This is a genomic window from Ruegeria sp. CDSC042 (assembly GCF_059610745.1).
In genome coordinates, this window is sequence record NZ_JBXWOF010000001.1 from 994,001 (window position 1) to 1,013,193 (window position 19,193).

The 19,193-nt window shown below is 55.8% G+C and carries 18 protein-coding genes; 4 read left to right on the forward strand and 14 right to left on the reverse strand.

Annotation, left to right across the window (positions count from 1 at the left end):
- Nucleotides 1-16 precede the first annotated feature (16 nt).
- Complete coding sequence (locus tag AC2FHX_RS04970) at nt 17-625, reverse strand: tetratricopeptide repeat protein (RefSeq protein ID WP_496700103.1); 609 nt, start codon at nt 623-625, stop codon at nt 17-19.
- A gap of 30 nt (nt 626-655) precedes the next feature.
- On the opposite strand from AC2FHX_RS04970, the gene AC2FHX_RS04975 reads away from it, so the two are divergent.
- The 3 genes from AC2FHX_RS04975 (at nt 656) to AC2FHX_RS04985 (ending at nt 3,809) form a co-directional block, all read left to right on the forward strand.
- Nucleotides 656-946, forward strand: a complete 291-nt coding sequence (locus AC2FHX_RS04975) for an SCP2 sterol-binding domain-containing protein (RefSeq protein WP_496700101.1) — start codon at nt 656-658, stop codon at nt 944-946.
- Entirely contained in the window at nt 946-1,887 is a 942-nt protein-coding gene (locus AC2FHX_RS04980; RefSeq protein ID WP_496700100.1) for an alpha/beta fold hydrolase, read from the forward strand. Before AC2FHX_RS04975 ends, AC2FHX_RS04980 begins: the two co-directional genes overlap by 1 nt.
- Nucleotides 1,888-1,988: 101 nt before the next feature.
- Nucleotides 1,989-3,809, forward strand: coding sequence for a M3 family oligoendopeptidase (locus AC2FHX_RS04985; protein WP_496700099.1), 1,821 nt, complete (start codon nt 1,989-1,991; stop codon nt 3,807-3,809).
- 936 nt (nt 3,810-4,745) lie between these two features.
- On the opposite strand, the gene AC2FHX_RS04990 is transcribed toward AC2FHX_RS04985, so the two are convergent.
- From AC2FHX_RS04990 to AC2FHX_RS05005, 4 genes are all read right to left on the reverse strand, one after another.
- Nucleotides 4,746-5,015 (reverse strand): DksA/TraR family C4-type zinc finger protein, encoded by a 270-nt coding sequence (locus AC2FHX_RS04990; protein ID WP_142634430.1) that lies wholly within the window; start codon nt 5,013-5,015, stop codon nt 4,746-4,748.
- A 59-nt stretch (nt 5,016-5,074) separates the two neighbouring features.
- Nucleotides 5,075-6,052, reverse strand: a complete 978-nt coding sequence (locus AC2FHX_RS04995; protein WP_496700432.1) for a Gfo/Idh/MocA family protein — start codon at nt 6,050-6,052, stop codon at nt 5,075-5,077.
- A gap of 130 nt (nt 6,053-6,182) precedes the next feature.
- Nucleotides 6,183-7,079 (reverse strand): RNA polymerase sigma factor RpoH, encoded by an 897-nt coding sequence (rpoH, locus tag AC2FHX_RS05000; protein ID WP_142634432.1) that lies wholly within the window; start codon nt 7,077-7,079, stop codon nt 6,183-6,185.
- Between the two features lie 145 nt (nt 7,080-7,224).
- A complete protein-coding gene (locus AC2FHX_RS05005) occupies nt 7,225-8,259 on the reverse strand; it encodes an RluA family pseudouridine synthase (RefSeq protein ID WP_496700098.1) in 1,035 nt (344 codons plus the stop codon).
- Here AC2FHX_RS05005 and AC2FHX_RS05010 point away from each other — a divergent pair.
- A complete protein-coding gene (locus tag AC2FHX_RS05010) occupies nt 8,258-8,560 on the forward strand; it encodes a DUF6476 family protein (RefSeq protein WP_496700097.1) in 303 nt (100 codons plus the stop codon). The genes AC2FHX_RS05005 and AC2FHX_RS05010 overlap by 2 nt on opposite strands.
- A 4-nt stretch (nt 8,561-8,564) precedes the next feature.
- Here AC2FHX_RS05010 and AC2FHX_RS05015 read toward each other — a convergent pair whose 3' ends face one another.
- The 9 genes from AC2FHX_RS05015 to AC2FHX_RS05055 all read right to left on the reverse strand — a co-directional run bounded on the left by AC2FHX_RS05015 (nt 8,565) and on the right by AC2FHX_RS05055 (nt 19,112).
- On the reverse strand, nt 8,565-9,527 hold the full coding sequence (locus tag AC2FHX_RS05015; protein WP_496700095.1) for a hypothetical protein: 963 nt from the start codon (nt 9,525-9,527) through the stop codon (nt 8,565-8,567).
- Nucleotides 9,528-9,574: 47 nt separating this feature from the next.
- Complete coding sequence (locus AC2FHX_RS05020; protein ID WP_496690732.1) at nt 9,575-10,573, reverse strand: glycosyltransferase family 2 protein; 999 nt, start codon at nt 10,571-10,573, stop codon at nt 9,575-9,577.
- Between the two features lie 106 nt (nt 10,574-10,679).
- Entirely contained in the window at nt 10,680-12,698 is a 2,019-nt protein-coding gene (locus AC2FHX_RS05025; RefSeq protein ID WP_496700093.1) for a hypothetical protein, read from the reverse strand.
- Nucleotides 12,695-13,630 carry a hypothetical protein gene (locus AC2FHX_RS05030; RefSeq protein WP_496700091.1) on the reverse strand — a complete coding sequence of 312 codons (936 nt, stop codon included), beginning with the start codon at nt 13,628-13,630 and terminating at the stop codon, nt 12,695-12,697. Before AC2FHX_RS05030 ends, AC2FHX_RS05025 begins: the two co-directional genes overlap by 4 nt.
- 5 nt (nt 13,631-13,635) lie before the next feature.
- Entirely contained in the window at nt 13,636-14,619 is a 984-nt protein-coding gene (locus AC2FHX_RS05035; RefSeq protein WP_496690735.1) for a glycosyltransferase family 2 protein, read from the reverse strand.
- A gap of 265 nt (nt 14,620-14,884) precedes the next feature.
- Entirely contained in the window at nt 14,885-15,667 is a 783-nt protein-coding gene (locus AC2FHX_RS05040; protein WP_271946472.1) for a dimethylarginine dimethylaminohydrolase family protein, read from the reverse strand.
- Nucleotides 15,668-15,685: 18 nt separating this feature from the next.
- Nucleotides 15,686-17,281 carry a 5-guanidino-2-oxopentanoate decarboxylase gene (locus AC2FHX_RS05045; RefSeq protein ID WP_496700089.1) on the reverse strand — a complete coding sequence of 532 codons (1,596 nt, stop codon included), beginning with the start codon at nt 17,279-17,281 and terminating at the stop codon, nt 15,686-15,688.
- Nucleotides 17,278-18,465: a pyridoxal phosphate-dependent aminotransferase gene (locus tag AC2FHX_RS05050; RefSeq protein WP_496700087.1), complete on the reverse strand. Its 1,188-nt coding sequence runs from the start codon at nt 18,463-18,465 to the stop codon at nt 17,278-17,280. The genes AC2FHX_RS05045 and AC2FHX_RS05050 overlap by 4 nt, the downstream gene beginning before the upstream one ends.
- On the reverse strand, nt 18,462-19,112 hold the full coding sequence (locus AC2FHX_RS05055; RefSeq protein ID WP_271946462.1) for a TetR/AcrR family transcriptional regulator: 651 nt from the start codon (nt 19,110-19,112) through the stop codon (nt 18,462-18,464). Before AC2FHX_RS05055 ends, AC2FHX_RS05050 begins: the two co-directional genes overlap by 4 nt.
- Nucleotides 19,113-19,193: the final 81 nt, after the last annotated feature.

The following is a 19,193-nucleotide window of genomic DNA, read 5'->3' on the forward strand; positions in this document are numbered from 1 at the left end:
CCCCTGCCCCCGGTCCTCAGAGGGCCGAGCCCTCGACCTGGGCTTTCAGTCGATTCACTGCATTGGTTACTTCTTCGTAATGGGGATGTATAGCCAAGGCATGGGAATAGGCCGCAAATGCTTTTTCGGGCTGACCCAGAATCTCAAATATCAATCCAAGCCCGTAGATGGCCTCATAGTTGTTCGGGTTCAGCGTCAGGGCATGTTCCAGATCTGCGGCAGCCATCCCGAACCTTTCGATCCCAAAAAACGCAGAGGCCCGCGCGTGCCAGCCTTCGGCGAAATCAGGCGCGTGGTCTGTCAGGGCCGTCAAATGCTCGATCGCGGCATAGGTGTCACCATCATCCAGTGCTTCGCGCCCACGCTCCAGCAGCAGATCGGCGGAGGCCGAACCAGATTGCGACCAGAGCGCCCGTAACTGGCGGTCGATTCCAGTCGCCTGGTCCGGTGTGGCCTGCGCAAGGTTCTGCAACAACTCGGCCTCGTCGCGGGAATCCTCCTGCTGCGCAAGGCAAGTGGAGGAAAACATGACTAGGACAGAAAGTGCCGCAACGGTACCTTTGAGATTGTTGATTGCATTGCTCATAACAAGTGTCAGTGTAGCGTTGCGACCGAGGATGTCCATTCACGGCGTACTAACAAAATGAGGAAGATCATGAGCGATTCATTGGAAAAAGCCGCAGCAGTGCTGAATGAGAAACTGTCGGGCGGCGATTTCGACGCATCGGCTAAATTTGCCATCGCGGATTTGGGCGCGATCGTAGTTGATGCAAGCGGCGCGCGCATCGGCGATGAAGAAACGGACGTGACTTTGAACGCTGATGCGGACACGTTCGAGCAAATTCTCAATGGTGATCTGGACCCGACAAGCGCCTTCATGGCCGGAAAACTGAGCATTGACGGCGACATGGGCGCGGCAATGAAACTCGCCTCGGCCCTGGCCTGATGGAATACCCGTCGGCCCCTTTGTTCGAAGACGTGGCTGGCGGCCCCGCTGGCGGTGTTGCACATTGGTTGAACACCGCCGACGGTACCCGAATTCGCGTGGCGCATTGGCGCCCCGAAGGTACAGCGAACGGGACTGTCATGCTGTTTCCCGGTCGCACTGAATACATCGAAAAATACGGTGATGCAGCGAGTGAATTCGTCAAGCGTGGCTTTGCCGTGCTGGTGATCGACTGGCGGGGTCAGGGATTGGCAGACCGGTTGCTTGACGATCCGCGGGTTGGCCATGTCAATAAATTCACTGACTATCAGCAAGACGTAGATGTGTCGCTAGAGCTGGCCACAAAGCTTGATCTGCCCAGGCCCTGGCATGTTATCGGCCACTCTATGGGTGGTGCCATTGGATTGCGGGCAGTTTTGGAAAACGATTGTTTTGCTACCTGTGTTTTTACCGGTCCGATGTGGGGGATTTTCTTTACGCCCCTTATGAAACCCATCAGCCGGTTGACCGCAAATTGGGCCCCACGACTGGGGTTTGGCGAAAAGACGCCCCCGACCACATCACTGGACAGCTATGTTCTGACACAGCCTTTCGAAGGCAATAGCCTGACGCGCGATCCTGCCATGTACAAAATGATGCAGGATCATCTGGCCAAGTATCCCGAACTGTCCCTTGGTGCACCGTCGACGATCTGGCTGCGCGAGGCATTAGATGAATGCGACTGGTTGATGGTGCAAACTGCCCCAGCCATCCCATGCCTGACATATCTCGGCTCCCACGAGCAGATTGTGGACCGCAAGGCCATCCGCGCACGCATGGCAAACTGGCCGAACAGCACGTTGATCGAAATTCCAGACGGTGAACACGAAGTCCTGATGGAACCGCCAGAGGTGCGCGACCCTGCATTTGACCAAATCGCCGCGCATTTCAAAGCTGCATAGACGGATCACCCCAGGAACCGGCGCTTTCCCTTTGACTGTCCGCTTGTGATCCTCGTCGGTCGCGCCTAGATGTTTGCCAAAGCAGATTTTCGAGGTGATCCATGCGCGACCTTCCTTTTCCAGTACGTGACGCAAACGCGGTCGGCGGGGCCGATAATCTTGGCAACCTGCCGGAATGGGATCTGACGGATCTCTATGCTTCGGAAGACGCGGCCGAGCTTGCGCGTGACCTGGACTGGTTGGAAACCGAATGCGCCGCCTTTGCCGCAGATTACGAAGGCAATTTGGCGGATCTTGATGCCCTGGGCTTGCTGACCTGCGTGTTGCGGAACGAAAAGATCAACTCGATCGCCGGGCGCATCATGTCCTTTGCCGGACTGCGCTATTATCAGCTGACGACCGACGCCGAGCGCGCCAAGTTCCTCTCGGACATGCAGGAAAAGATCACTGTCTTTACCACGCCGCTGGTGTTCTTCACGCTGGAAATCAATCGCCTCGACGACGACGCGCTAAAAGCGCATTTCGACTCCAAAACCGATCTGGCCCGTTACGAGCCCGTATTCCGCCGCATCCGCGCAATGAAACCCTATCAGCTATCTGACGAGCTAGAAAAATTCCTGCATGATCTGGGCGTTGTCGGTGATGCCTGGGAACGTCTGTTCGACGAGACCATTGCCGGTCTGACCTTTGACGTGGACGGAGAAGAGCTGAACATCGAAGGCACGCTCAACCTGCTGACCGAGCAGGACCGCAGCAAACGCGAGGCGGCCTCACGCGAATTGGCCCGCGTATTTCAGGATAACGTCAAGACCTTTGCCCGCGTTCACAACACGCAGGCCAAGGAAAAGGAAATCGTCGACCGCTGGCGCAATATGCCAACCGCGCAGACCGGTCGCCACCTGTCGAATGACGTCGAACCCGAGGTCGTCGAGGCCCTGCGCGAGGCGGTCGTGGCCGCCTACCCCAAGCTGAGCCACCGCTATTACGAGCTGAAACGCAAATGGCTGGGTCTGGATGTGATGCAGGTCTGGGACCGCAACGCGCCCCTGCCAATGGAAGACACGCAGATTGTCGGCTGGGATGAAGCCGAGAAAACCGTGATGGACGCTTATGAGGCCTTTGATCCCCGTATGGGTGAGATCGCCGCGCCATTCTTCTCGAAAGGTTGGATTGATGCGGCTGTGAAGCCGGGCAAGGCGCCGGGCGCCTTTGCGCATCCCACTGTTACCGACGTCCATCCTTACGTGATGCTGAACTATCTGGGAAAACCGCGCGACGTGATGACACTGGCGCATGAGCTGGGCCACGGCGTCCATCAGGTGCTGGCCGCCGATCAGGGAGAGATGCTGTCATCCACCCCGCTGACGCTGGCCGAAACCGCCTCGGTCTTTGGCGAAATGCTGACCTTCCGCAAAATGCTGGACAAGGCCGAAACGCCGGAACAGCGCAAGATTCTGCTGGCTGGCAAGGTCGAGGACATGATCAACACGGTCGTGCGCCAAATCGCCTTCTATGACTTCGAATGCAAACTGCACGCCGCCCGGCGTGAAGGCGAATTGACCCCGGACGACATCAACGCCTTGTGGATGAGCGTTCAGGCCGAAAGCCTCGGCCCCGCATTTGAATTCATGGAAGGGTATGAGACGTTCTGGGCCTATATCCCACATTTCGTGCATTCGCCCTTCTACGTCTACGCCTATGCCTTTGGCGACGGCCTCGTGAACGCGCTCTATTCCGTCTACGAAAGCGGCGCCGACGGGTTCGAGGACAAGTATTTCGACATGCTGCGCGCCGGTGGGTCAAAACACCACAAAGAGCTACTGGCCCCGTTCGGTCTGGATGCCAGCGATCCCAAGTTCTGGGACAAAGGCCTGTCGATGATCTCGGGCTTTATTGATGAATTGGAAGCGATGGAGGGCTAATGCGGCCTGTCTTGGAGGCGGTGATGTCAGCTTTGGGGACATTGCCGACCTTGATTTTCCTTCAACCAACGTCTGCTTTGACATCTCTTAGTCTGAGGTTATTGCGTCTCAAGTTCGATTCGACGTAGCAACTGGTCAGCATAAGGCGTCCTGTCTCTATAGGCAATCTTCGTGGGGTCTCCACCCAGCCATTTTACCAAATGTTCGGGGTAGTACCGGCGACGATCAGGTATGACAAAAGGTACCGGGCCAGCCTTCAATTTGAACGGGTTACCTTCAAGAAAATCAGAATCTCTAAAACTGCGTTTAGAGCACTCCCATGAGCCACCAGACTTTTTTGTAACTGGGTTGAATGCGTTAGAGCCGTATCTGTAGCAGAGCTGAACGCCTGCAGAGTTGAAGTCTTGGGCTCGCCATTGGCCTACTACGATTGTGCGATTTCCCGGGTACCATAGATACGATTTACCGTTAGACGCATGATATTCTATCTGCGTCCCGTGTTGTTGAACTAAAGAATTGGGGTCTTGAGTTACTAGTGTTGCATCGCTTAGGGCACTCATCATTGCATTGACAGAGCTGCTATATCCATCTCTGCGATCAATCCATGCCCATACTTCGGCCCGGCTCTCGGGCGTGCCGCAAGCGGCCAGTAGTGTACACAACAGCAAAATGCCGGCCATGCCCTTTGTTTTCTCAAATCGACTTTTGAGCATTTAGGGTCTCCAAAATTCTAATGCCATACAGTACAATTGTTGGAACTACCGCAAGGGCAAAATCCATGCTAGCGCCGGTTTTCACCACAGATCACAAACGTCGGCCATTGTCTCCCAAGTATGGTCAGAAATCACGGCTTGCTTTGACCAATGCCGATGGAAAGCTGACTTTGATGCGCTGTGCGGCATCCTCTACTTTGGGCTCAAAGCAAACATAATAAACTCACCTCAACTGACTGTCCTTCGACCCGCGCCGGTTGATACCGCCGCGCATTTTATGCGCCCCGTCACGTTCTTGCTGGCACTCGAGGCACAGTTTCACGCCAGGCAGTGCTGTGCGGCGCTTTTCGGGGATTGGTTCTTCGCATTCGGCACAATGGGTCAGGCTTTCGCCTACGGGCCGTTTCTGGACCTGCATTCGGGCCAGCTCATCCGAAATGGATGCCTCGATCTGTTCGCTTACTGCGCCGTCGCGCGCCCAGCCACCTGCCATCGGGATGCCTCCTGTAAAGGTGTTAGCCGATTTTGCAGCGGTTCAAGAAGCGTGGCAAGTCATGGCAGCGCCACTGCATTCTCCAGCACACGGTCAATCACTTCCTGCGTGCCGCGTGAAAACTCAAGCGGGCACGGATATTCGGCACCCTCACGGACCGACCGACAAAAAGCTTCGACCTGCAGCTTATAGTGATCGTCCGCGGGGAAACGTGTGACCTGTATTTCCAGGCCGGGGCGGTGCAATTCGACACGCGCCTCTCCGAACACACGCGGATTGAACGGCGCAGTCAGCCGGATCATGCCGCGGTCGCCATGAAACACCATCTCTTGATGCGGATGCATTCGGATCGAGACATAGCTGGAATAGGTGAAATTCGGGAATTGAGCGCGAATCTCGGTAAAAGCGTCGACCCCATCCTCCCACCGGATGGCGGATTCGACCTGAACAGGCTCCTGCCCGGTGACAAAGCGCGCGCTGCCAATCACATAGACGCCAATATCACGCAGCCCACCTCCGCCGGTCTCAGCCCGGTTGCGAATGTTTGCCGTATCCGCCCGGCTGTCAAAGCTGAACGCACCCGTCACATGGGCCAAATTCCCGATCGCCTTGTCGGCGATCAGCTTGCGTACAAACTTCCATTGAGGGTGTCGGACGATCATATAAGCCTCGGCCGCCAACAATCCGGTCTCATCCCGTTTGTTGATCAATGGGGCAAATTCGGACACGGTCATAGCCATCGGCTTTTCACACAGCACATGTTTACCGGCGTCCAGTGCCTTAAGGCTCCATTCGACATGCAAATGGTTGGGCAGCGGGATGTAAACGGCCTCAATCTGTGGGTCGTTCAGCAACGCATCATAACTGTCATAAACCGTCAAATCCGGGCAAAAGGCCTGAAACGGTTCGGCTTTGGCGGGATCGGACGTCGCAAGGCCTGCCAGACGCGCGCCCTCAGCTGCGTGGATTGCAGGGGCCATATATTGCCGCGCGAATTTCGCAGCTCCCAATACGCCCCAATTCACCGGATTCTGCATCATGGACACCCCCTATGGCTTTGATCCGGTCTGTTGTAATCGCCCTCAGTCCGAGTGTCATTAGCGCTAACACAAATAGAAAACCCGGCACGACCAATGTCGCACCGGGTCCGTTCAATAAACGAAGAGGTCAGGCTGTGGCCAGCATCCCTTTTTCGCGGGCAAGCTCTCGCATCTTCTTCTGAAGTTTCTCAAAAGCGCGGACTTCAATCTGGCGAATGCGTTCGCGACTGACATTGTACTGCGTACTCAGCTCTTCCAGTGTGACGGCCTGATCCATCAGGCGGCGTTGGGTCAGAATGTCTTTTTCCCGGTCATTCAAAACTTCAAGAGCAGCCGCCAACAGCTCGCGGCGGGCGTCGAGCTCATCGCGGGCCTCATAGTCGCCCGCCTGATCGGCATCCTCGTCCTCAAGCCAGTCCTGCCATTGCATGGTGCCTTCGCCCTCGGACCCGACGGTCGCATTCAGAGAGGCGTCGCCACCGGACATCCGGCGGTTCATGCTGATCACTTCTGCTTCGGTCACACCAAGGTCATTTGCGATCCGGGCCACGTTTTCCGGACGCAGGTCGCCCTCTTCCAGCGCACCGATGCGTGCCTTAGCTTTGCGCAAGTTGAAAAACAGCTTTTTTTGCGCCGAGGTTGTACCCAGTTTGACCAAAGACCATGACCGCAGAATGTATTCCTGAATCGAGGCGCGAATCCACCACATGGCATAGGTCGCCAGCCGGAACCCTTTTTCCGGATCAAACCGTTTCACGGCCTGCATAAGACCGACATTGGCCTCGGAGATCACTTCGGCCTGTGGCAGCCCATAACCGCGATAACCCATAGCGATCTTGGCCGCCAACCGTAGGTGGGAGGTCACCATTTTATGTGCAGCTTCAGTATCTTGCTTCTCAACCCAGCTTTTGGCCAGCATGTATTCTTCTTCTGGCTCCAGCAGGGGAAACTTCCGAATTTCCTGCATATAGCGGTTCAGCCCGCCTTCCGGCGTCGGCGCGGGGAGATTTGCGTAATTGGCCATGTTTCTTGTCCCTCCGACAAATGTTTAAGTCGTTAACATGGATATGGGAGGTCGTCCCGATCCGTTCAAGAGGTACCGTTAACAGTTTGAAATTAACGTTTGATAAAGGAAACCTAAGAAAACGTTATTCACGTAACTTTGCTTATTATGTCAGCGGTGTGCGCAGCTGTTCAATCAGATTTTCCATATCATCCGGCAACACAGCCTCGAAGCGAAGGTTTTCACCCGATATCGGGTGCTCAAAACCCAAAACCGCAGCATGAAGCGCCTGACGAGGAAAGTCTCGTACGGCCTCTGCGGCAGCCGCGCTAAAGGCTTTGGCTGCGAGTTTCCGCTTGCCCCCATAAACCGGATCACCGACCAGACCATGACCGGCATGGGTCATGTGAACCCGAATCTGATGTGTGCGGCCCGTTTCCAGCCAGCATTCGATCAGAGCCAGCCCCTGCGGCGCCCCAAACGTTTCGACCAGGCGGGCGCGCGTGACAGCGTGGCGACCACCGTGAAACAGCACAGCCTGTCGTTGCCGGTCTGTCTTGTGACGGGCCAGCTGAGTGGTGATCCGCATGATGTTTCCGGGCTCAAAGCTGACACCTTTGACGCCGCGCAACCGGGGATCATTGGCATCCGGGACACCGTAACAGATGGCGCGATAATAGCGTTCGACACTATGCGCCTCGAACTGCGCGGCAAGCCCGTGATGGGCCGCGTCGGATTTGGCCACCACCAGCAACCCGCTGGTTTCCTTGTCGATACGATGCACGATGCCGGGGCGCTTTACGCCGCCTACGCCAGACAGGTCATCACCGCAGTGATGCAGCAACGCATTGACCAATGTCCCGTTCGGAGAGCCGGGCGCAGGATGCACGACCATACCCGCAGGTTTATTGACCACGATCAGGTCGGTATCCTCGAATACGACCTCCAGCGGGATGTCTTCCGGGCCGATATGGCTGTCTTCGGCCTCGGCCACAGTGATCGCCACCACTGCGCCTTCGGCCACCTGGGCCTTGGGGTCGCGGGCAGCGGTTCCGTTGATCATCACGGCCCCCCCTTCGATCAGCTTCCCCAATCGGGTCCGCGACAGGCTTTCCCCCGCTGGCACATCGCGGGAAAGCGCCTTATCAAGGCGGGGCGGCGGATCGGCCGCGATTTGAAACTCAATCTGGCGAGTGCCCATGACTGTCCCTTCCGAACCCCAAGAACCGCAGGAAACGCCGCAGCTTCGCCTGCTGCGGAGAATGGTCATGCTGCTGACCGCGGTGATGATTGGCGGGGTTCTAGTGACATTCGCACTGATTGTCATCCGGCTATCGGACCGGACCCCCACCCTGCCCGATCAGGTTGAGTTGCCCGATGGCGCAACAGCGCAGGCGGTCACCATTGGAAACAACTGGTTTGCGGTTGTGACTGATGACAATCGCATCCTGATCTTTGACAAAACCACTGGCCGGCAGCGCCAGGAAATTACCGTCGAATAAGGGCTTAACCCTCTAGCGCCATGCGAAACACGATCTCGGATGCCTGGCGCAGCGCCTGATATTCCGCAGCTGTGTCCCGGCGAAACGACTGATCATGCATGCTCAACCTGACAGGGGCAAAAAGCTGCGTCCGGTCGGGAAAAAACTCTTGATGAAAACTCACATCTTCATTTGCCATAAACGCGTCCAGCCAGGCGCGTTCATCCGGTTCAAGCACATCATTCTTACGCATCATCACGGGATCATCGACAGCCCGACGTCGCAACTGGCGACTTTTCTTGCGTCCCATAGCCCTAGTGACCACACCAAACGCCTCACACGCGGCTCTTGAATGCGAAGGATTGGACGATGTTTCGGTCTTGCTGTCCAAGGGCAGTTGGACGCCGATGCGATTCAGAAAATCATCGATAATGTTGCCATTAGCCATTTCAGAGCGCTCATACAGCATAGGCACCAACGAGACGCCCGGAAAAGCTGACCTTATCCGAGCCGCAGCACTGGCAAAGCTGAAACGCTCAGGATGCGCACGTATCTCGTCCAGCTGGGTACGAATATATTCAGAACCGCCCCCGGCAAGCCTGCCGTTCTTTGCCCTTTGTTTGTAGTCGGCTTCGAAAAAGTCAGAATATCTACGGCAGTAGAAAGCAATCCTCATCTCACGCGCGGGGATCTCAGCGAAAATCTCGGCCAGTTTGTGCAGATCGACTGAATACAACATCTCAGACGATACCAAGCATGCCTTATCCTCATGCTCAGCATATTCCCTTGCCATCGCTTCGCGCAGGGCGGTGACCGGCTGTTCGGTTTGGTTCATGTGGAAGGCAATCAGGTTATGACTGCTGGCCAGACGCCCCTGCCCCTCGGTTCGCCTGCGGCCCGTTTCCATATAGTGTAATCCGGCCCCAGCCATCACTTGACCGTTTTTGCGAACAAACCCCTGTAACGCAGTCGACCCAGTCTTGGGCATTCCTATGTGTAGCCAGAGCATGAAACGTTCCTATTCGCCAAGCGACCTCAGGTCTCGGCCTTGGCTGAGAACCCGGCGGTCATCTGACGCATGAGGTCTTGCATCTCGGGTTGTTCGCGCAACTGGGCAACCTGTTGGCGATGCAGATCGCAGGTCATATGGTGCAGGCGGGCCGTCTCAGCGTCTGACAGCATTTCGTAATACAAAGCCCGTTTCCGATCGAGGATTGTGTCGATCGAGGTCTCAGTTTCGGCGTTTTGGTTCATCATGTTCCAATATTCCATCCCAAGGCTTTCCCCCAGATGATGGGCCCGACCACGCATTTTCTTGACCAGATAACTTTCACAGGATTTCAGAGCATAGTGATTGATCTGAACATGCTCGTACCCGACGGAGTCCCGCGCCGATCGCCAACTGGCAGTAAAATACCTTTCGGGCATCGGTTGACCGGATCCGTTGTACCAATGGCATTCTTCCATCGTTTCAACGGTCGGCCTTTTCGGTCGATGGACACCGAGCGCATCCCATACGCCGCGTTGGAACATAGTCTTAAAGCCCCAAGCTTGCGGCGGTCGAAAAATACGCTCAGGTGCAGCTTGGCGAAACTGATCCGACAGGAAACGGTCCTCGTACCGAACAATGCCGGCGTTTCCGAATAGACGCCAAGTCATTGAAATCGTTTTTGCATCCGGCATGGCACCCGTCAGCGCACGCAATGTATGGTCGCCGGTTCTGACGTTAATATGTTCATCCGCGTCGATAACGATCACCCAATCCTGTGGACGGGCCACTTCCATTTTCAGAAAGGCGTTATAGGCGCGTTTTTGCGGGCTGGTCTGACGTCTCGAGTTGTTGTCGACATGCGTGACAATGCCAAGGTCATGCAATCGCTGCAGCAAGGCATCAGTACCATCGGTACAGTCATTGGTCATGACCACAATCTGGTCCACACCAATGGCACGATTATGGGCGATCCATTCAAGAACGAATGGTCCTTCGTTCTTCATAGGGGTAACGCTGATATATCGAGGATCCTGTTCGGCCATACCTGACTGCCCTGCTTGTTTTCATTGCCCCGGTGGTATCGGAGATTTGTTTAAGATTTTGACCGCAAACTACCGGTATTCAAGCCGGTCACCAAGAGAAATTCGTCTATTTTCCACCCGCACGTTTCAGCTGATTGGAATATCGTTTCAGGGTTGGGCACAGCGCGTGGGCCTTGGAAAGATGAACGCGCGCATTCTGCTTTTCACCTCGTTGCAGGTATATCCTGCCGGCCTCGCCTTGAATCGCCGCTGTATTGTCATCCAGTTCCGCAGCCTGAATAATTTGGTTTTGCCCCTGTTCTTCGGCCCCGTTCCTTTCAAGGTATTGCCCCATCGCAAAGACCAGAAATGGGTTTCCCGGATCACAGGCCAACGCATCTGCCATGGCCAGCCTTCCGTTTACAAAATCTCCATCTTTCTCATACAGTTCGGCCAGTCGCTTTAAGTATAACGGGTTATCCGGAAGGCGCTTGGCCACTTTCCGCGCAATATCCAAAGACTGCGCCAAAGATGTATCTCCCAAATGCAAACGCAGCAAAGATTGGACCCCTTCAAAGCGCGGGTCTTCGCGGGAAATGCGAACGTCCTCGGGTAACTGAGTTGAGCTTTCCAGCCCGTCAGCCAAAGTCTGCAAACGGGATCTGTTGGAGGTTAGACGGCGCGCCCTTTGATCTACGGACAGACTAGCCCAATCCAATAGGATCAGGTCAAAATTACAGGGCAAGCGCACCAGAACTTTTCTTTGGGCAACGTGGGAATTATAGTTGAACCAAGGCCTCCGAATAATCTTTTGCATTGCCCAATCTATCGGCGGCATAGCGCGATGGGCGATTTGATCGCGATACAAAAGCCGAGAGCCAAATATGATGACATCCGGGCGCATTGGCTTGGTCCAGAACGCCCGGCTAAGCACTTGCGCTGCCATCCAGCGCTTTTTCTGCCCCCCCAAGATTGCTGCCTTTAGTGCCGTAGCGACTGCAAAATCTTCCGGCCAGATATGTGGGTTCTTCAGGGCCTCTTCCGTCAATTCCAACGCTTCAGCCCATCGGTTCAGGTAAAAGTAATTCAATGCCTGAAGCAGCGGCACAAAGGCATTATCAGAACCTGCATCCATCAGCGGCTGAACGAGTTCCAATGCCTCTTCAGCCCGATCTCCAGCGCCCAAACCATGAAGATAAAAGGACGCTTTGGAATAGATATGAGCGGCTTCTGAGAGATTCAGAAATTCTTCCGGGCCAAGGCGCAACCGTTCAATCATCTGTTCGTTGGCCTGGTTGATGTCCTTTTCCGCTAAAACATCCCGAAAAACCTTCCTTTGTTGCCCGGAAATCCGCGCTGCTGCCATGGAAAACGCCGAGATAAACGGTGCTATCACCTGATCCGCGCGCGACATGGTATAGAGTTCCAAAAAGTCTCGTTGTGCGCGGGTCAGACTGGAAAGATCCGCGATATCTGACATTTGCATAAGGTGCGGAAACTGCACTTGGAATCGGGCCACAAGCTCGGGCTGATCTGAAAACATGATCGCGGCACACCCTGCGTTTTTTCCAAGATGCGCCGCATACAGTTCTTCCGGTTCGATCTTTGCCGGCCAGGTCGTATGCTTCCACGGCAGGCCATTCAGGATGTCGCCACGGCGAATGTGATAGGCCGACACCCCCTTGCCACTTAGTTTGGCATCTGCCTTTTCCATAATGTTCCGGATTTCATCCGTGAACCCGATCCTATGGATGAACTCTCTGTACCGGGGGCGGATCTGCTCGACATCTTCCCATTGAAAGGCCAGAACCTCAAAGCCTTCCTCGACGACAACAGAGCGGCCGGTATTCAGATGGGATATCAGCCGATCCGGTGTCGCATCGCCCTGAAACGACCATATCGGCAGGGAGTTCTCGCCTAGAGCATCAAAGGATTCGGTGCTCAGGAAATGCTCATCCATCCACTCTTGTGAGAACAATTCTTGCGGCTGGTCCAGCTCTGGCGCATCCGCACCTTTGGGAAACCAGTTGACCCGATAGCTGGTGTCAAAATCCTCGGCCAACCGGATGCAGGTCAGCATCATCAGCAACCGGGCACCCATCCGGTCTTTGCGCTGGCCGATAAAGACCCCCTTTTCGGGCTTCATGAGGCTGCTTCGGCCAAGGCTGCGCGCCGCAGCCGTCGGAACCTCTGCCTTGCTTGCGCAACAAGCTGTGGGTGACGTTCGCCGCCAATCGCCTCGATCCCACGCATATACAAAGGCAGTCGCCGCCGCGCCCGCATCATCCGGTAATAGGCCTGGGGTTCCAGTGTGCCGTCCATCGCCTCGAGCATAACCGGCTTCAGTATATCCAATTTGCGCAGCATCGGGGCCGCGAAATGGTTTGAAAACCATGTCTTCAGCAGCACGACATTATCGCCTTTCAATCGAGTCACCTGCTGGCGATCAAGATCAAAAAAGGGATCATAGAAAACGTAGGCTTTCCCCACATTTTCAACGGTTTGCGTGGCATCGCTAAAGGGAAGATCCCAGTCTTGCACCTGCCCGAACCGATACCGGGTCTCCCACGGGACCAGCCGTTCATCCAGCGTTGTCTGCGGATTGAAAGCGATGACATTGGCGCCGGGAACAAGGGCCGAGAATGTCAGCGCTCCAAATCCGCCCATCGAAGCGCCCGCAAACACAACCTGATCAAACTGTGCAAAAAAACCCTGATCCGCTTGGGTCTGAAAATACGAGATGATCTCGGGATCGCGGTACCAGGCTTTGGTCCGCGCAAATATCCCCATATGGGACCAGCCTTCGTCACGGAAGAACTTCCAGCCCCAAGGTTCGCGGGAAAAAGACAGGTCGTTGGCATTGGCAATGTTGTCAAAGCTGACCACAAGCCGGGACGCAGACCTTTGATGAAACAAAACCGAGTGTCTGTTCAGCTTTTGCAGAAACCCGGTCCCGTCCCCACCTGGATACAGCTCGACAAACCAAGGGGGCGCAGGGTCTGTCAGAATCCGTTCATACCCCGTCTTACGATCGGGGTGATCAGGCTTGAGCTGCTCTTTTGAAAGGTCTTCTGCCATAGTGATCAGACCAGATTTTCCGCAAGCCAGAGGCGGAAATCCACCCAGTCAGGCCGCAACTTGATCTCTGATATCTTGGTGCGATGCCAGTCACATGCCTTCGCGTGCAGGCAGCCGAGTTCTTCATCGGCTTTCAGTTCGGCCAGCAATGGGGCCGCGCGATGCGCTGCTGGCAGTATCGAGTGATCTGTTTCTTTGTTGGCATTCATGTCCTGCCAATAGGCTTGCCCTTGGTCTACGCGGATATGATTGGTCCGGCCCCGATCCCTTTTGACCAGAAACCCATCCAAAGACCGGACGGAATAGTGATGAATCCGCCCCAGCGAATGATCAAATTTCCTCCATGCGCGCCACCCGACCTTCTCGGACGGAAACAGCCTGCCACCGGCATCGGACCAAGCGATTTCGCTTTCTTTCCCTTCTTCGACCCCTTTCGGGCGATGCGGGCCGAACCGCGTAAATTTTCCGTTGTTACGAAACAGGGTTTTCAGACCATAGGCCCGGCCGGAATGATACGGGAATTCCTGATCCCCCATCGAAAAGGACTCGGTCACAGGTTTGTCTTCAAAGCTGATATTCCCCGAACTACCAAACAATTTCCACGCGAATGAGATCGCATCCACCGGCTTTCCGGCCCGCTGTTCGGTTTCTGCGATCAGCGCCGCAAAGCTGTTGTCACCGCAGCGGATGTTCCAGAATTCATCAACATCCAGACACATCAGCCAGTCGGCCTCTTTCACTTTGGGCTGACGCCGCGCGCGCCGTAGCATCTGATGCTGCGGGTTTCCCCCTTCTTTGACCTCGTTCGGGACATGTGTGGCAAGACCCAATTCCTGCAGCCTGCGGGCAATGGCATCCGTGCCGTCTTCACAGCTATTGGTGAAGATCACAAAGTGATCGACTCCCAGTGTTTTGTGGAATGCGACCCATTCCAGCATATAGGGGCCTTCGTTCTTCATCGTCGTGAATACGGTGAGCGCCTGGGACATGTATTTCCTGCCATAACTTCTTTGCCCAAGTCATACACAACCCGGCAAGCACGGGCGAGATGGGATTTGGGTGCAAAAGAAATACTGCGCGAAACTGGTGCAAAGCTACACCCACTGGGTAGGGATCATACTATTTCGAATGAATATCCATGTGGTTGAAGCGGCTAACCTTAATCACGCCAAAATGCGCCCACTCTTTTTTGGTTGCAGCAGGACGCATTTGGCTGGTTCAAGGTTAGTCGGTTCTGAATCGTCGTGAATCAGGTCAGAATCTCAGCGACAGACATGACATTCCGCCATCCAGTTTGGCGCATTCCACATTGTCGATTTCGACCACATCATAACCGTTCTGGCGCAACATCTCGGTGGTACGCGGGAAGCCGGCCGGAGCCAGGACAAATTGGTTGAACCGGATCGAGTTTGCAGCGGCTTCTTCGCCTTCTGCCACATGCAGAACCCGATACCCTTCGAAGCAGCCGGATGCGTCCAGCCGCTTCGTGGACAGGATGGTTTCCCCATCCAGCAACGAACAATCCGTTTTGAAGTGCAACACGCCCGGTGGTGTAAAAACCTCGCGTACGGTGTGGCCCCAGTCGGAAACGATTTCGGTCAGCTCTGTGACACCGGCCGCATCGGTCCGATCTGACCGGCCAACCAGAATTTCGCGACCCGTTACCAGAATGTCCCCGCCTTCAATATGGCCGGGCCCAGCGATCTGCCGAACCTCGTCATAAACGCCGCGGATTGTCGGCTCCATCTCGGCCACCTCACCCATGCGGCTGGGTGCACCGGGGCGCATCATCACCGCACCCTGAGGAAGACACAGTGTGGTATCTTCGACAAAGACGGCATCCGGATACGTCTCAAGGGGAGCCAGTTCGATAACCTCTGCTCCGGTTTTCTTGAGGGTTTCAACATAATGCGCATGAGATGCAAGCATTCGGTCTAGGTCCGGCGTACCGATATCTTCTGCACGCAGACCATCGGTGATGGACGCTGCTGGGCGACGAGTGATCGCGCGCGAGAATTCATAGGTCGGGTCAGTCATTTTCGGTCTCACTTTTCATCAAGAGTGTGATTGGTTTGGCGCGCGGATTTCAACAAGCCGCGGGCCATCTTGGGATTGTGCAGACGACAAAGCTTGGGCCACGTCCAACGGGTCGGGGCCAGTGCGCCAGAACGGCATGCCGCACGACCGGGCGACGCTTTCAAAATCCGGTGGGGTCGGATCGCATCCCAGCACAGTCACACCGACCGCCTGCATTGATGTGGCGATTTCCTGATAACCGTGGTTGTTCCAGATCACGAAGGTGATCGGCAGTTTTTCATCAACGGCGCACATCAGCTCAGGAAGGCTGAACTGCGCCCCGCCGTCGCCTGCGATACAAATGACCGGAGCGTCAGCGTCCGCCAATGCAGCGCCGATCGCGGCGGGTATGCCATATCCAAGCGCTCCGAACCCGGTCGCGGCGTTGAACCACCCGCCGGGCCGATCATGATCGTAGTAAAGGTTTCCTGCATAGATCGGATAAGCAGAATCGCCCACCATGATCGCGTTAGGGACTGCATCGCGCATGGCGTTCAGCACAGCCAGTAACGCCTGCATTTCCGGCCCGATTTCTTCGACCGCGTTCTGCCGCGAAGTAGCTGCGCGCGCGGCACCGTTTGCCGACTTGGGCGATGCGGCAAACCGATCCACAAGCTCGGCCGCTGCCATCGCCGCATCACCAACAATGGCAATGTCCGCCGCGTGGCGCTTCAGCTGATCGGGGCATAGGTCCACACGGATCAGGGATGGCATTTCAGCCATCGTGCCGGTGGCGTACATATCGTAGTCCGTCTGGCCCAGCTCAGTCCCCAAAGCCAGAACCACGTCGGACTGTTCGATCAAAGCACGCACTGAATTCAGGCTTGGGCTTGCAGGCACGCTCAACGAGTGATCATACATCAACCCGCGCGCATTCACGGTTTGAACAACCGGCGCATCCAGCGCTTCGGCCAGCTGCCGGATCGACCTGCCGGCGCTGCGCGCACCGCCGCCGACCAGAATGACCGGCGCTTTTGCCGACCCCAGTAGCTTGGCAGCACGGTCAAGAAGCGCCGGATCAAGAGACTTATCGACAGGACCTTTCGCAGCATCGGTCGGACCAGCAAACTCGTCCCCCGCAACGTCTAGCGGGATTTCGATATGTGTTGGCCCTGGGCGACCGGATTGAAACGGGGCGAAGGCGCGGTCCAACGCGGCTGCTAGTTCAACTGACTTTTCAACTCGGTCCGATGACAGAGCGACTGTTCGCGCCATCGCTCGTTGATCCGGTAACTCATGCAAGTGACCAAGCCCTTTGCCAAGACTGGACAACGTGTTGACCCCAGACACAACCAGCATCGGAACGCTGTCTGCCCGAGCCTGCCCCATCGCCGTGAGTGTATTGGTCAGACCGGGGCCGGTAATCACAAAGGCAACGCCGGGCTTGCCGGATACCCTGGCATAACCATCAGCCATGAACCCTGCCCCCTGCTCGTGTCGTGGGGTAACATGGCGAATGCCCGATGCGGCCAGCCCGCGGTACAGTTCGACCGTATGCACGCCGGGGATGCCAAACACGGTATCCACATCGCGCCTGACCAGTTGATCAACCAGCGCCTCACCAATGCTCGTCATGCGTTTTCCAGTTGCAGTTGGGTCGCGTGGGCAACGATCCGGTCACAGGCTTCGGTAAAGATCGCGTCGTCCACCGTCAGCGCGATACGGACCCAGTTATCAACCGTGTCACCGAAAGACGGCCCCGGCATCACCGCGACTTTGCCATGTTCGAGCAGATGAAAGGCGTACTCGTTTCCATTCATCCCGGTGGCCGAGACATCAATCATCGCAAACATACCTGCCTGTGGAAGATGCACACGCAGATGTGTCTCGTTCGGCAGCCTGTCGTTCAGCATCCGGGCGCGGCGGGCGTACCGTTGCGCCATGCCTTCGGCCACGGTTGATCCGTTGCGAATAGCCGTCTCGGTCATGTCGGCGATGAAGGGCTGATTTCCAAACAGCATGGTTTCCGACAGCGACAAAAGGCGCGCGGTAAACTCCTCGGGGCCAATGCACCAACCGCTGCGGAATCCGGGGGCGGCATGGGATTTTGATATCGACGAGACGACGATTACCCGATCCGCCAACTCGGACCGCGACAGGGGTGAGGTAAACACAGATCCGTCAAAGATCAGTTCTTCATAAACCTCATCAGAAATGATCCATAGATCATGCTCGATAGCCAGCTTGCCGATTGCGTCTATGTCTTCGCGTGTCAGGATCGACCCGGTAGGATTATGCGGTGTGGTTAACAAAAGCGCAGTGGTCTTCGCGGTAATCCTGTCCGCGATATCATCCGCAGAAATACGAAAACCGTTTTCCGGCCGCAATGTAACCGGCACAATATCCGCACCGCTTGCGCGTACCACACCTTGATAGGTTGCATACATCGGATCGCCCACCAGCACCTCGCAACCCGCCTCGGCCACGCCCATCAGGACGGTAAAAAGCGAGGTCTGGGTGCCTGGAAAACACAGCACTTGATTATCCGTGATCGTGCGCCCGGATCTGGCCGAATAACGATCGGCCAGTGCAGAGCGCAGTCCAGCCTCACCACGCCCATTGGAGTAGTTGGTACGCCCGGCGCGCAAAGCGTCCACAGCGCTTTCCACCAGTTCGGCGGGCGTTGGCACATCCGGCTCGCCAATGGTCAATTCGATGATATCCTGCCCCTGCTCGACAAGTTCCTTGGCCTTGAGATAAACTTCCCATTTGGCGCCACCCAGGCCGGCAAGGCGTTCGGTAATCGCTGTTTTCTTCATGTCTGCCTCTGCTCAAGATCCGTCAATTCAACACCGATAATTGCCCCAACCGATGCCAGCCCAATCTCGGGCAGCTCATCCGGCTCAAAGGCGTATGGCAGGGCGCCGCCTTCCATCCACAAGCCGTCGACCACGGCGTTGCATGCGATAGCCAACCTGCGCAGTTCCGCCGGGCTGGCTGGTATGCCTACCTCGTTCAGCGCATCAGCAATGAGTGATTCCAAGCGGTCACGAAAATCCCGATATGTCTGTTCATGGATCGCCTGCATTTTGTCGTCCGCCAGAACTTTGTTCAAAAAGCCCGCCCATAGGGACACTGACCCCGGATCGACCACCGGATGGGTCAACCCGGTCGTTACAAACGTCGCCAGCCGCAATCTAGCTGTGCTATAATCTCCGTCTGCAGGGGCCGACGTCATATCCGTCAGTCGCCGCATATGAAAGTCATAAGCTGCTGTAATTAAATCTTCTTTCGAAGAAAAATAGTGCCGGATCAGACCCTGAGTTACACTGGCCCGCTCGGCAATCGCCCGAACGGTCGCACCTTGCAAACCTTGCTCGGCGATCAAAGACAGCGTGGCCTGGATCAGCGCCTCTTTGCGCTGCTCCGCGGGTTCTCGCTTGAATTTTGTTGCGTGATCCGACATCTATCTTTCCAGAAATTATAATTATACAGTTGCATAATTGTAGGGATTTGCTAAAGCTGCAAGTAAAAAAACGGTTGAGAG